This window comes from Aquimarina addita (assembly GCF_039539305.1).
GTDB classification, from domain to species: Bacteria; Bacteroidota; Bacteroidia; order Flavobacteriales; family Flavobacteriaceae; genus Aquimarina; species Aquimarina addita.
Genome location: NZ_BAABCW010000004.1, coordinates 140,367 through 154,432 on the forward strand (window position 1 = coordinate 140,367; position 14,066 = coordinate 154,432).

At 30.8% G+C, this 14,066-nt stretch carries 14 protein-coding genes; 7 read left to right on the top strand and 7 right to left on the bottom strand.

Annotation, left to right across the window (positions count from 1 at the left end; translation table 11 throughout):
• Positions 1–6: 6 nt before the first annotated feature.
• The gene (locus ABD816_RS07220; protein WP_344925990.1) at positions 7–1,236 is read right to left on the bottom strand and encodes an HD domain-containing protein; all 1,230 of its coding nucleotides are present in this window, start codon (positions 1,234–1,236) and stop codon (positions 7–9) included.
• A gap of 235 nt (positions 1,237–1,471) precedes the next feature.
• Between ABD816_RS07220 and porX the strand changes: the two genes are divergently transcribed.
• The 6 genes from porX to ABD816_RS07250 all read left to right on the top strand — a co-directional run bounded on the left by porX (position 1,472) and on the right by ABD816_RS07250 (position 8,005).
• Positions 1,472–3,022 (top strand): T9SS response regulator signal transducer PorX, encoded by a 1,551-nt coding sequence (gene porX / locus ABD816_RS07225; RefSeq protein WP_344925992.1) that lies wholly within the window; start codon positions 1,472–1,474, stop codon positions 3,020–3,022.
• Between the two features lie 244 nt (positions 3,023–3,266).
• The gene (gene tsaE / locus ABD816_RS07230) at positions 3,267–3,671 is read left to right on the top strand and encodes a tRNA (adenosine(37)-N6)-threonylcarbamoyltransferase complex ATPase subunit type 1 TsaE (protein WP_344925994.1); all 405 of its coding nucleotides are present in this window, start codon (positions 3,267–3,269) and stop codon (positions 3,669–3,671) included.
• A 629-nt stretch (positions 3,672–4,300) separates the two neighbouring features.
• Complete coding sequence (locus tag ABD816_RS07235; protein ID WP_344925995.1) at positions 4,301–4,816, top strand: hypothetical protein; 516 nt, start codon at positions 4,301–4,303, stop codon at positions 4,814–4,816.
• Positions 4,817–4,910: 94 nt separating this feature from the next.
• Positions 4,911–6,110 carry an alanine dehydrogenase gene (locus tag ABD816_RS07240; protein WP_344925997.1) on the top strand — a complete coding sequence of 400 codons (1,200 nt, stop codon included), beginning with the start codon at positions 4,911–4,913 and terminating at the stop codon, positions 6,108–6,110.
• Between the two features lie 57 nt (positions 6,111–6,167).
• Positions 6,168–7,487 carry a hypothetical protein gene (locus ABD816_RS07245; RefSeq protein WP_344925999.1) on the top strand — a complete coding sequence of 440 codons (1,320 nt, stop codon included), beginning with the start codon at positions 6,168–6,170 and terminating at the stop codon, positions 7,485–7,487.
• 143 nt (positions 7,488–7,630) lie between these two features.
• Positions 7,631–8,005, top strand: coding sequence for a hypothetical protein (locus ABD816_RS07250; RefSeq protein ID WP_344926000.1), 375 nt, complete (start codon positions 7,631–7,633; stop codon positions 8,003–8,005).
• 268 nt (positions 8,006–8,273) lie between these two features.
• Here ABD816_RS07250 and ABD816_RS07255 read toward each other — a convergent pair whose 3' ends face one another.
• The 3 genes from ABD816_RS07255 to ABD816_RS07265 all read right to left on the bottom strand — a co-directional run bounded on the left by ABD816_RS07255 (position 8,274) and on the right by ABD816_RS07265 (position 10,046).
• Positions 8,274–8,792: a GNAT family N-acetyltransferase gene (locus ABD816_RS07255; protein WP_344926001.1), complete on the bottom strand. Its 519-nt coding sequence runs from the start codon at positions 8,790–8,792 to the stop codon at positions 8,274–8,276.
• A gap of 101 nt (positions 8,793–8,893) precedes the next feature.
• Positions 8,894–9,556, bottom strand: a complete 663-nt coding sequence (locus ABD816_RS07260; protein WP_344926002.1) for a pyridoxamine 5'-phosphate oxidase family protein — start codon at positions 9,554–9,556, stop codon at positions 8,894–8,896.
• A gap of 37 nt (positions 9,557–9,593) precedes the next feature.
• On the bottom strand, positions 9,594–10,046 hold the full coding sequence (locus tag ABD816_RS07265) for a GNAT family N-acetyltransferase (protein ID WP_344926003.1): 453 nt from the start codon (positions 10,044–10,046) through the stop codon (positions 9,594–9,596).
• 154 nt (positions 10,047–10,200) lie between these two features.
• Between ABD816_RS07265 and pdxR the strand changes: the two genes are divergently transcribed.
• The gene (gene pdxR, locus ABD816_RS07270) at positions 10,201–11,697 is read left to right on the top strand and encodes a MocR-like pyridoxine biosynthesis transcription factor PdxR (protein ID WP_344926006.1); all 1,497 of its coding nucleotides are present in this window, start codon (positions 10,201–10,203) and stop codon (positions 11,695–11,697) included.
• Positions 11,698–11,706: 9 nt separating this feature from the next.
• Here pdxR and ABD816_RS07275 read toward each other — a convergent pair whose 3' ends face one another.
• The 3 genes from ABD816_RS07275 to ABD816_RS07285 all read right to left on the bottom strand — a co-directional run bounded on the left by ABD816_RS07275 (position 11,707) and on the right by ABD816_RS07285 (position 14,030).
• A complete protein-coding gene (locus ABD816_RS07275; RefSeq protein WP_344926008.1) occupies positions 11,707–12,291 on the bottom strand; it encodes a pentapeptide repeat-containing protein in 585 nt (194 codons plus the stop codon).
• A gap of 97 nt (positions 12,292–12,388) precedes the next feature.
• Complete coding sequence (locus ABD816_RS07280; RefSeq protein WP_344926010.1) at positions 12,389–12,769, bottom strand: VOC family protein; 381 nt, start codon at positions 12,767–12,769, stop codon at positions 12,389–12,391.
• A gap of 82 nt (positions 12,770–12,851) precedes the next feature.
• Complete coding sequence (locus ABD816_RS07285) at positions 12,852–14,030, bottom strand: proline dehydrogenase family protein (RefSeq protein WP_344926013.1); 1,179 nt, start codon at positions 14,028–14,030, stop codon at positions 12,852–12,854.
• Positions 14,031–14,066: the final 36 nt, after the last annotated feature.

Below are 14,066 nucleotides of genomic sequence, written 5' to 3' on the forward strand. Positions count from 1 at the left end.
AATGCGTTAATCTTTGTACTTTGGATAACATATAAAATATTTAGTTACAGGTTTTGACAATGCCTTTAGATTGAACTGATCCGTAGCACGCACAATATCAACAATTTTATTTGATTTATACAAAATATTTATATTCTGTTTATTTTCATGATACGCCTGATTAGAAATAGCTCCTGTAAATATAAAGTAACGAGCTTCTTCTTCAGAAATTTTATAACGTTGTTTAAAATCGTTAACATGCTTCTTAACTTTATTAGTCTGAAAAGGTTTCTTTTTCACCTTTATTTTTAAAAGATCCCTATCAATAATCATTTTACAGAGATGACTTAACACAAAATCATCAGAAGCAACCCATTCCTTCATTGCTGAAACAATATCATAATCATCCAGCTGGTTAAAAGTCTCTAAAACTTCTGTTGTAAAATTAGTTGCAGTAATTTTATTCTCTAAAAAGAATGCTAACGCTTTACTTGATTTTAATTTTGTTCCTTTTTCAACCAATTCTTTAGCTCTCTTAAGAACACGTATTAATAAATTTTCTGCTACCAGGCTTGTTTTATGAAGATATACCTGCCAATACATCAATCGTCTTGACAATAAAAATTTTTCTACAGAGTAAATCCCTTTTTCTTCAACTACTAATTCATCTTGTATCACATTAAGCATAGTGATAAGACGTTCACTATTTATATTCCCTTCTGCAACACCTGTATAAAAACTATCTCGTTTTAGATAATCTAAACGATCCATATCTAATTGTCCCGAAATTAACTGATATAAAAAATTACGATGATATTCACCTTTAAAAATCTGTATTGCCAGCGTTAAACTACCGTTAAATTCGTCATTAATTCTCTCCATAAACATAAGAGAAATGGACTCATGACTTACACCATTAACTATACTATGCTCCATAGCATGAGAGAAAGGTCCGTGCCCAATGTCGTGTAATAAAATTGCAGCATACAGTGCATCTTCTTCTTCTAAAGATATACTAACACCCTTAAAACGAAGAACTCTCACCGCATTTTGCATTAAATACATACACCCCAAGGCATGATGAAAACGAGTATGATGTGCTCCCGGATATACTAAATACGAAAGTCCCATTTGCGATATTCTTCTTAATCGCTGAAAGTATTTATGCTCTAAAAGATCAAAAATTTGTTCATTGGGTATGGTAATAAAACCGTAAATTGGATCGTTTAATATTTTAAGCTTATTTCTTTTTTTCAAGGTCACATTACTTTTACAAAACAAATATATACCTATGAACTTAGAATTACGAATTCCTAATTATTAATTATTAGAAAAATAGTATAATTTTTCCTTACTAATATAAGTTCTTGTATATACTAGTCATGCAGTAATTAAGAAAATTTTAATTAAACTTACTAATAAAAAAAAGAATATTTGATAGTTAATAAGCCTATATTAACACCGCAATAATCCATATAAAAAAACAACATTGATGAGTACTATAAAAATCCTTTGGGTAGATGATGAAATTGATTTATTGAAACCGCACATATTATTTCTGGAAAAGAAAAATTACCAAGTTACCAAATGTCAAAGTGGAACAGAAGCTTTAGAAACCTTAGAAGATGACAATTTTGACATTGTGTTTTTAGATGAAAATATGCCGGGGCTTTCAGGAATTGAAACATTATCTGAAATAAAAGAAAAAAATGACAGTCTGCCTGTAGTGATGATTACTAAAAGTGAGGAAGAGTACATTATGGAAGAAGCTATCGGTAGTAAAATTGCTGATTATCTAATTAAACCAGTAAATCCGAACCAGATTCTACTAAGTCTAAAAAAAACACTGGATAATTCTAGATTAGTTTCTGAAAAAACTACCTCTAATTATCAACAGGAATTTAGAAAAATTGCTATGGATATGGCCATGGTTAATTCTTGGGAAGAATGGGCTGATCTCTATCAAAAACTTGTATACTGGGAGTTACAATTAGAAGACATAGAGGATACAGGAATGTTTGAGATCCTGGAATCCCAAAAAGTGGAAGCGAATTCTCAATTCTGCAAGTTTATTGATAAAAACTATCCGGACTGGTTTAATGGAAATAATAAGGCTCCTGTTTTGTCTCATACCTTATTTAAAGAAAGAGTAGTTCCACAACTTAGTAAAGAGCAACCTACACTACTTATAGTAATCGATAATCTTAGACAAGATCAATGGAAAGCTTTTGAACCTATTATTAATAACTATTACAAAAAGGAAGAAGAATCTGCTTATTTTAGTATTTTACCGACAGCGACACAATATGCCCGTAATGCCATTTTTTCTGGCTTAATGCCTTCAGAGATGAAAAAAAGACATCCAGATCTTTGGCTTGATGATACGGATGAAGGTGGTAAAAACATGAATGAAAATGAGTTCCTTACTGCGCAATTAAAACGCTTAGGATTAGATATAAAACACGAATATTATAAAATCACTAATGAAAAAACAGGAAAAACATTAGCAGCTAATTTTAAAGGGTTAAAAGATAATGATCTTACTGTAGTAGTTTATAACTTTGTGGATATGCTATCCCATAGTAAAACTGAGATGGAAGTTATTAAAGAATTAGCCTCTAATGATAAATCATATAGATCATTAACCTTAAGCTGGTTTAAGAACTCTCCTCTTCTGGATATGATTCAACAAGCACAACAAATGGGTTTTAAACTATTAATTACTACAGATCATGGGACTATAAACGTTAAGAATCCATCTAAAGTAATTGGTGATAAAAACACAAGTCTTAATCTAAGATATAAAACCGGTAAAAGTCTTACTTATGAGAAAAAAGAAGTATTAGCCGCTACAGATCCTCACGCGATAAAACTCCCTAGTATTAATATGAGTAGCTCATTTATATTTGCAAAAGGAGATTATTTCTTTGCATATCCTAATAATTACAATCATTATGTAGGCTATTACAGAAATACATATCAACATGGTGGTGTTTCTCTGGAAGAAATGATTATACCTTTTATAATATTAAATCCTAGATAAATCACTTTTTTAAAAACAAAAAGTTTACAAACATCATCAAGTATAATTATGCCTGCTTGTAATGAGCAGGCAATTTATCAACAAACCTAACATAATACTTTACTATATTGAGTAATGTTTTAGATTAGTATAGCCTTATTTTTACTTTCTATAATGAGTTTATAATTGATGAAAACAGTAAAACTATTCGGTTTTAATTATTTTTGCGACGTATCGTTAAACAAAAAATACCATTAGAACTAACATGAATATTACATATACTTTGAATGATCTTGCGAAGACAGCGAAACAGGTGATCGGATCATTATCACACAATATACTTTTATTTGATGGTGATATGGGAGTAGGAAAGACGACGCTGATAAAGGAAATTTGTTTACAATTAGGTGTACAGGATGTGATCACAAGCCCCACATATTCACTAGTTAATGAATATAAAGGAACCTCTAAAAAGATCTATCATTTTGATTTTTATAGAATTCAGGAAGAAGAAGAAGCATTCGATATAGGATTCGAAGAGTATCTGGATAGTGATGCCTGGATTTTTATAGAGTGGCCAGAAAAAATAATTAATTTACTACCAGAAAAAACAATTAAAATTGAAATTAAATTATTAGACAATGGAAAAAGAGCACTTTCTATGCACTAAACTATCATTACTCTAATGATATGAAGTATTAAAAACGAAATCGCTGCGCTAAAAGAATAAAGAAACAAAACTCCTTTATCCTGATTCTATACGCTAAAGTTTAAGCAGCGTCTTGAGTAATGTTATTGATTAAAACAGGTAAAGTATTCTTTTATTTTTGATTCATATTAACTTTGATTATATGAATGAAGTGCACACCAAATTATTATTTAACCTACTTAGTACACCCTCTATAAAAGTTTATTCTTACCTTTTGTGAACTCAAATAAAAATTGCAATTAAAACTTTTTTTATAAAACTTTAACATCCATCTTTTTTCCTACAAAAAAAAATACTATTTTTAGAATTGTTTTTTACTAGTATTTAATCCAACTAGCTATGTTATTTAATAATAACCATTTCATCTTTCAACATTGTTACTATGGAAAAAATGCTTTCTTATATATAATTACCCCAATTTCTTTTAAACGAACAATATATTTCACTTTTTCATTTATTTTTAATACGATTCATAAATTAAAAACAACTCAATTTATATCCGTTTTTTTTAAAACTCACTATCCATCTTCCAGATACCTACTCAAACAACCACCTTTGTACAATCACCAATCACTCAACCGCAACAGACCATGGCATCTACAAAACTAAACCCCGAAAAATGGCAATCACAAAAAAAGAAATCAAAATATTTAAAAATCAGCAGCTTATTTGCCTGTTTTATAGCCGTGATTCCTTTTCTATTTTATGTAAATGACATTTTTCCAAACGGCTCTATTTGGGAAAACACTTTTTTTACTTATCATAGCCAATATTATAAAAGTATTGATGTTTTTATCTGGATTCTTTTAGGTAAATTCATTCCATTATCATTATTTTTTGTTTGGTTTCTTACCTGTAAACATTGGTGGTATCCCGTTATTCTAATACCTATTACTCTTTATATTTTTCAGCTGACTTCTATCATAATAGAAGACTCCGCTTCCCTGGTGGAGAGTCAAAAAATTTATTTCCTCATACCTATCGTTATTATAATTCTTTCTGTATTGTATACTATTAGAGTTAAAGTTTTTGATAAAATTCATGATATTGATTTATCTGAATTAATGATTTCAAACAAAAAATCATGGTGGAATCGATTCAGATAATTTTATTTTTTGAACCTATTACATAATATACATATTCACTTAATTTGCATACTATTCTTTTTTATTCGTACTTTGAGTTAACGAATTTCTCACAATGAACAAACCATCTTCTCCTTTTACTAAAGAACAACTCTTACCACAAGAGGAAATGATTGAAGTAGAACGTAAAAAGGGTAAACTTTTTATCGGTATCCCTAAAGAAACCAGCTATCAGGAAAAACGTGTCTGTCTTACTCCGGATGCGGTTGCAGCACTAACGGCTCATGGACACCGCGTATTGTTAGAGGCTGGAGCTGGATTAGGGGCGAGTTTTAGTGATCGTGAATATAGTAAAGCGGGTGCAGAAATAACACAGGATACCAAAAAAGTTTTTGGCTGCCCAATTATCCTCAAAGTAGAACCGCCATCTATAGAGGAATTAGAACATGTAAATCCACAAACCGTATTAATCTCAGCGTTACAACTAAAAACACAATCTAAAGATTATTTTCAAGGGTTGGCAAAAAAAAGAATCACCGCATTAGGTTTCGAATTTATTCGTGATGCAGATGGTGCTTATCCCGCTGTTCGTGCATTAAGCGAAATAGCAGGAACCGCAGCAGTTTTAATAGCATCAGAACTAATGAGTAATTCTAAAATTGGATCGGGACTAATGATGGGTAACATCAGTGGGGTTCCTCCTGCCGAAGTAGTTATTATTGGAGCTGGTACGGTAGGAGAATTTGCTGCACGTTCTGCTATCGGATTGGGCGCAAATGTAAAAGTTTTTGATAATTCAATTACTAAATTACGTTGTTTACAAACTAATATAGGTCGTCCTATTTATACTTCTACCATACAACCAAAAAATTTAACCAAAGCATTAAAACGATGTGATGCTGTAATTGGTGCGGTAAGAGGAAAAAACAGATCTCCCATTATTGTTTCTGAAACGATGGTAGAAGGAATGAAAAAAGGAGCAATTGTAATTGACGTAAGTATTGATATGGGTGGTTGTTTTGAAACTAGCGAAGTCACCTCGCATGATCATCCAACTTTTGACAAACATGGAGTTGTACATTATTGTGTACCTAATATCCCTTCTCGATATGCAAAAACCTCTTCCCTGTCCATCAGTAATATTTTCACCCCTTATATTCTTCAAATTGGAGAAGAAGGAGGCATTGAAAGTGCTGTACGTTTTGACAAAGGGTTAAAAAGCGGTTTATACTTTTATCATGGAATCCTAACTAGTAAATCTATTGCTGATTGGTTTGACTTATCTTATAGAGATATTAATTTATTGATTTTTTAAATTTTATTATTTTATTAATAACGAATATTAAAATAATAACAAAAATTAAGCTAAACCATGAATCATAAATTACTCATTCTCCTCTCTTTATTATTTTCTTTACCTATATTTTCGCAAACAGAAGAAGACACGGATGTAGAATCTGTGCCTACCATTACTATTGGTGAAAATTTTATGAGTAGGAAACCTGTAATTGACACTTTATATATTAAAAGTGGGCAACCCATTGTTTTTTTAATCGATATTATCGAGTATCCCGCACAAAGTTCTCACGAAGCATCTATAAAAGAAGAAAAGGAATTAATTTCAAATTTTGAAAAAAAGTCTTTTCAAATTAAAAAAATTGAAACACATACCTATATTATTTTTGAGAACAAACAAACTTTAGATCTAAGTGTGGGTAGTGATTCTTACAATGCACTTGCTTATTGGGGCGGAAATATGAATGATACCGTTAAAACTAAAGAAGGAGTTAGCTTCGCTACAGAATTTGTAGCTAAAGAATTAGACACTCAAAAGGAATCCTCATATATTGTAAACGCTAGAAAACGTAAAAAATACATCACAACTTTAAAGAAAAATAAGGCCAATCCTTTTACCTCTAAAAAAGTAATGAATGCATTTTTAGATAAGATGATAAATCCATTATTAGAAATAGACGAGGTTCATGCAGTATTATTTACTCCTCATAGTTCTAATCTAAAAAAAATTGAAACTTTCATTTCTCAAGATGGTATTGATAAAAGAATAATAGAGAGTATTGAAATACATAAAAACGGAACACCTGATTCACGAAAAAGATATGATCGCCAAGGTAATGAAAAAGGAAAATCAGATTTTATATATCAAGATGGGATACTTACAGAAATTATTCAGAATAGTAGAACAGCTCAAGTATATTATGATGGTAACAATATCGCAATTTTTGAAAATTTAGGGGGTGGAGATGAAATAAAAATATGTACTTTAGAAAATGACCTATTATTACTAAACAGATATCTCTTAATGGTTGATCATGCTTTTATTCACAGAAACTATTCTTCAGAAGATAAAATTGAGAATTCTTGTATTGTGAATTATTTCAATAATGAAATTTCATCTAAGCGCTGTAGAAGTCCTAAAAACACACTTCCTTTTCTTACCACAGAAATAAGCTATGAAGCGAAACAAATACAACGTATTAAAAAATCTAAGTTGATAAAAAAAGATAAAACAACTTTTGAAATCTATCACTCAACCAGTCAAGAAGAAGGACTTAAGGACGACTTTCAATTATGGTGTACTATTAAATTAAATGAGCAAAAATTAATAAGTAGCTATAGTTTTATAAAGCGTAATGTTAAAACAGTAATTTCATTTGATTATACGTATTATTAAGTAATTTTTCTTTATTGCTGGATAACGATTGGTTACTTATATGTACTCACAATTCTGATTGAAAATAATTTCTTGGTCGGATGTATTACCAACCAGGAAAACTTTACTTACTTTTGCCCCCTTAATTTCATAGTACTATACGCATGAGTTTATTAAAACGTATCGCATATTATTTAGGAGGATTTGCAATCGGTTTGATTATTTTATTTTTCTTTCTGGATAAAAAAGAGACTACTTTTGACTACGGTTTTGATGCCAGAGTTCTAAAAAATATACGTATTAAAAAACGACAATTTTCTGAAAAAGTAATTGGAGCTATGAAAGCTAATAATATCGATACCGCTGATATTTCAGATATACTGGTAAAAGGAGATGTTGATTTTTCAAAAAGTAATACAACATTAGATTCTTGTAAAACTTATTTTATTGAAGGAGTTGTCACAGAGAAAAAGATAGGAATGGTAATTGAAAATTGTGATTCTATAGCTAAGATAAATACATTAGTGATTTTAAAATAATTATATCGCTTAGTGAGCATTAATGTTGAGAGCATTGAGTATATTAAACATCCTTCGTTTAACTATTACTTAAAAAGGGAACTTACTGTATACTAATGCTTTTGAATCGAACTATTTGTGGTAATAAGCTAACTCACCCCAAAACACTGATTATCAGAAACAATATCTCTTTAGCTACCTGAACTAAGAAGTAATCAAATTTTATCCTGATTTTTGATTATACACGTTTTGGTGCTGTTCTATGGTATAGACCAATGGATTAGCCTGCTTATAACGATCTACTCATCAACGAAAACTCAAAGTTCTCTTTACCTATAGTAAAAGGATGCTCTCCAACTACCTTATACCTATTATTTTTATAGAATCTAATTGCTTTTTCATTTGACTTCAAAACAGATAGCCATATAATTTCGCAACCATTTGTAATAGCTGTATCAAAAATTAATTCCTGTAATTGCACACCTATCCCCTTAGATGCATATTCTTTCAAGATATAAATTTTTTGAAGTTTACATGTATTAGGTAACTGGATAAATGGTGAAGGAGCATTTAATTGAATTTTTGCATATCCTACTGCTATATCATCGGAAAAAACAATCCAGTATATATTGTTGGATTTCACGATACTCTTTTTTAATTTTTTTATTGAAAATGTTTGCTCCAGATAACGTATCAGATCATTACGATCCGTAAATAAATGACCAAAAGACTGATCAAATGTTTTTCTTCCTATATATGAAATATCAATAACATCCTCTATGTTTGCTATTCTCATCGTTATTTTCATCCACTATTCGTTTATGATTATACGTACAACTACCTTTCTACATCTCGTCAGAAAATTTTGTTCTCCATAAAGGGCCTAGTTTAACAAGTTACTATTTGATACTACTCACTATTAGTTTTTACATATTCCAGAACTGCATCCGGAATCTCTATATCTTTGGATAGATCCGTTTCTGAGATTGGATGATAGGCTACTTGCTTAATTGGAACCACACCTGCCCATATAGGTAAGTTAAGATCTTCTTTTTCATCTAGAACACCCTCTGCCCTTACCTTTGCTGTTGCTGTATTAATTTTTATAGCTATTGTCAATGTAGCATTAAATTCTTTTTGATTAGGCTGTCTTACATTATCCCAATGATCTGGTACCATATGATCTAATATGCATTTTAAGGCTTTCATCTTTTCATCAGGATTTTCTACCTTACGTACATTACCAAAAAGAGTGACTGACCTATAATTGGCAGAATGATGAAAAGCAGATCTAGCTAAAACTAACCCATCCAGATGTGTTATTGAAACACTAGCTTCACCAGCATCCAGTAAATTGGTCATCATTCTATTTTTTAGAGACCCGTGGATATAAATGATATCATTCATCCTCCCATATGCAGTAGGTATTACAATAGATTTATTCTGCCATACATAACCAATATGACATAAAAAAGTATCATCAATTATAGCATTAATCTCTTCTATATTATAAGTGGCTCTTTTAGAACCTCTAATCGCTTTATTTAATTCTGAAACCGAATATTCTGACATTTTATTTAATTTATTATAAATTACAATGAATTTACTATTAAGCTATGTGATAGCTGTATCCATAAAACTCTTCATCTTTGATAAAGCCTATTTTTTTGTATAATCGCTGAGCAGCATAATTATCTTTTGCTGTCCCTAAATCAACTCTTACAGCTCCCTCTTCTTTTGCTAACTCAAAAGTTTTATTAATTAACTTTTCTGCAATACCATTTTTCCGGTATTCTAATTGTACAAAAAGATCATTTAATACAATTATTTTACCCAAAGAAACAGAACTAAATGAATAGTAATTTAAAACAAAACCTAGTGGAATCTTTTTATCATCGTATGCTATAAAAATAGTGGCTTCTTTATTTTTCAGTCTTTCCTCTAAATATGCTTTATACCTACTTTTATCAGATGGTTTTTTATAAAAAATCATATATAAATCAAATAATTTTGTGATTGTATCTACATCTTTCAATGTACCTCGAGCTATTGTAACATTCATTTGTTATTAATTAAGTTGTTATACATTCATGTCTTCTTCAAATACTTTATTGATCCTATCATTAACTTAGTATCATCATTCTACGAAAAGAATTTTTAGTACGAATCAAAATTACTAGTTTTATGGATTGTTACAATAATCCAGTTTTAAGAATATGAGTAGTCCGGTTTTATTTCCTTTCAAAAGTAATATTGTTTTAGATCGTACATCCCAGCGTCATCTTTACCTACAACTGTGTGATCAAATTATTGGCTTTATAAAATCCGGAAAATTAGCTCCTTCTATTAAACTTCCAGGCTCTCGTAAATTGTCTGAAGACCTTAATATACACCGCAAAACCGTCGTTGCTGCTTACGAAGAACTAATAGCTCAGGGTTGGATTGAAAGTTTACCTGCAAAAGGAACTTTCATAAGTAATGATCTTCCCATAATAGATCCAAAAAAAATTACACATAATAGTAGTAGCAAATTCACAAATGATCGAGCCGCATTTTCTTTTGATAAGAGACCACATCTGGTAAGAGAAGCAGTTGAAAAAGATGGGTGTACTTTAAAAATAGATGATGGAGTACCAGATCATAGATTGGCCCCTATTGATGATATTGCACGAATTTATAGAGCTATTACAAAGAAAAATCATTATCAACAGCTTTTTGCCTACGGCGATGTTCAAGGGAATACACAATTAAGACAAGCACTTGTTTTGTATTTAAATGAAACCAGAGGATTAAAAATATCAGAAGATCGTATTCTAATTACCAGAGGCAGTCAAATGGGAATTTACCTCACTAGTCAATTATTACTTTCTGATAAAAAGATCATTATTACTGGAAATACAAATTATATGACAGCGGATAATACATTTACTGATGCAGGAGGTATAATAAAACGTGTAGCCGTTGATTCTATGGGAATTAACACCAATGAGGTCGAAACCTTATGTAAACAAACAAAAATAAGTGCCGTATATGTAACTTCACATCACCACCACCCTACTACTGTAACACTTTCTGCAGAACGAAGAATGCATTTATTAGCATTAGCCAGAACCTATTCCTTTGCTATTATTGAAGATGATTATGATTATGATTTTCACTACAATAATGCACCCATTTTACCACTTGCCAGTAATGATTATGATGGTAATGTTATTTATATTGGAGGGTTTACAAAAATCATTGCCCCAGCACTCAGAATAGGATATATGATTGCACCGAAAGATGTGATTGACGAAGCAGCAAGATTACGCCGTATTATTGACAGGCAAGGTGATACTATTCTGGAACAAACAATAACAAGAATGCTTACCAATGGTGATGTGCAAAGACATAGTACTAAAGTATTAAAAATCTACAGACAAAGAAGAGATTTATTTTGTACTCTGCTACGCGAAAAATTAAGCAATTACCTTGATTTTGAAATACCTAAAGGCGGTATGGCAGTCTGGGTAAGACTTAGAAAAGAATATAGCTGGGATCTTGTAATTACTAAAGCAGCCACATTAAAACTACATATTAATCCGGAATGGAAACGTTATGACAATGATACATCAGGTCATAATGGAATTAGAATGGGATTTGCGTCTCTAAATCAAGAAGAGATTGTAGATGCAATAGATCGATTGTTACTTGTTATGAAATCATTAAAATAAGTTTTTTTGTTATGAAACTATTATATCAAATGCATCTACAAGTCCTATTAATCCATCATGGGAAAATTTTGCTTTTTTAAGAATATTCTTGGTTGGATCTATTTTATAGTTTTTTGCACTTCTAAAATCTGTTTTTGAAGCGATCGTATTTTGAAAAACAGCATTATTTAGGTCACATTGATCAAAGGTAACTCCGCTAATATCAGCATTAGTAAAATCTGCATCCTGAAGTTTACACTCCATAAATTGTGTGTTCTTTATCTTAAATCCATGGAATGAAGCATAATTCAATATACAATTCCTAAATGTTATAGATAATAGAAAGGTATCGCATTGATCAAAATACACTCCTATCATTTTACATCCTTCAAAAACAGAATCATCTCTGAAACAAGTTTCTTTCAAGATCACTTTGGTAAAATTACAATCAATGAATGTACATTCTAAAAAAATAACTAAAGACATATCTGTTTCTGTAAAATCACAGTTAACAAACACACAAGTATCGTACTCTTTTACAGATAATTTTGTAATTGAAAAGTCTTGCTGTGTATAGGTTTCATTAAAAATAAAATTTGGATAATTATTTTTCATTTTTCTTAACTATTTCTCTATTTAATATTGCAGGACTATTTTTGTCTAAGCAACCATCTATTTTAAACTGAAAAGGGAGAAATTTAAATTCGATTATTTAATCCTGAAGCCTCCAAGGTGGGTTTTTGCGATGATCACCTGCAAAATATAAAACAATGAGATTTCCATCAGGATCTTTGAGTCTTGCTTCTCTCCATAACCAACTCTGATCTGTGGGTAGTAGATCAAATTCGATTCCTTTATTTATAAGACGCGCTACTTCAATATCTAATTTTTCTGTCTCAAAATACACATAAACACCCTCACCATTAGGCAACTTTTCTACTTTATGAATAGAGAAAGTTGTATCTCCTTCTATACATTCAAAACGCGCATAATGAGGTAATGCTTCTACAATCAATCGTAAACCTAAGGTTTTATAGAAAAAAATTGAATTTTTAAGATCTAAAGATGGTATTGTTATCTGATTAAGGTTCATTTTAATAATTTTTGATGAATAAAAATGGTACCGATGAATCTCTTTATTTTCAAAAACAATCTAAAACTAAAATGTCGCATTCTTATTCTAATTTTCTTCTTTTACGTTCTTTAGAAATTAAATCTAATTCTCTCGTAGTTTGTCCGGCAACAGATGTATTCTCTTCTGCTCTACGAATCAAATAAGGCATTACATCCCGTACGGGACCAAACGGTAAATATTTTGCTACATTATATTCTTCTGAAGCTAAATTAAAACTAATGTGATCACTCATACCATATAATTGCCCTAACCAGACTCTGGGATCTTTTTTATGGATTGAATTCTTATTCATTAGTTTCATTGCCTGATAACAACTTTGCTCATTATGTGTACCTATAAAAACAGAAATAGTATCAATATTTTCTAAAATGTATGCTAAGGTTTTGTCAAAATTCTTGTCGGTTTCTTCTTTACTTATACAGATAGGACTTAGATAACCTTTTTCTTTTGCTCGATCATTTTCTTTTTCCATATAAGCACCTCGTACGATTTTCATACCAATTTTGAATCCAGATGATTGGGCTTCATCGTGAAGCTTTATTAAATAATTCATGCGATCATGCCGATATAACTGCAATGTATTATAAACTATTGCTTTCTCTTTATTATACTTTCGCATCATTTTTGCGACCAGATCGTCAGCTGCATCCTGCATCCAGCTTTCTTCTCCGTCAATGAGTAGTGGCACATCGCATTCATAAGCTTTTTTGCATACCTTATCAAAACGCTCCTCAATACGATTCCATTCTTCCTGTTCTGCAACCGTCAACTCAACACCTTCAGTTACTTTTTGCCAAAGTAAAAATCTTCCAAAACCTGTTGGTTTAAAAACTCCAAAGGGAATTGCTTCTTTTTTATCTACAAAATCCAGAATTTTTAGAATTTTATCTGCTGCCTGATCAAATTGATCTTCACTTTCTTTTCCTTCTACAGAATAATCTAATACAGAAGATACATTTCCTTTAGTAAACATTTTATCGATAACAGGCATGCAATCTTCTTCATCTACACCTGCACAAAAATGATCAAAAACAGTTGCTCTGATCAAACCTTGTACGGGTAAATGTGCTTTTAATGCAAAATTCGTTACTGCAGTACCAATACGAACCAGTGGTTCATTAGCAATCATTTTAAATAAAAAATAAGCTCTTTCAAGCTCAGAATCACTTTTTAAGATAAAAGCTGTCTTAGTATTATCAAACAAGGTATCTTCTTTCATTCCTCCAAAATTTAAAAATCCATAATTAAACTGGCG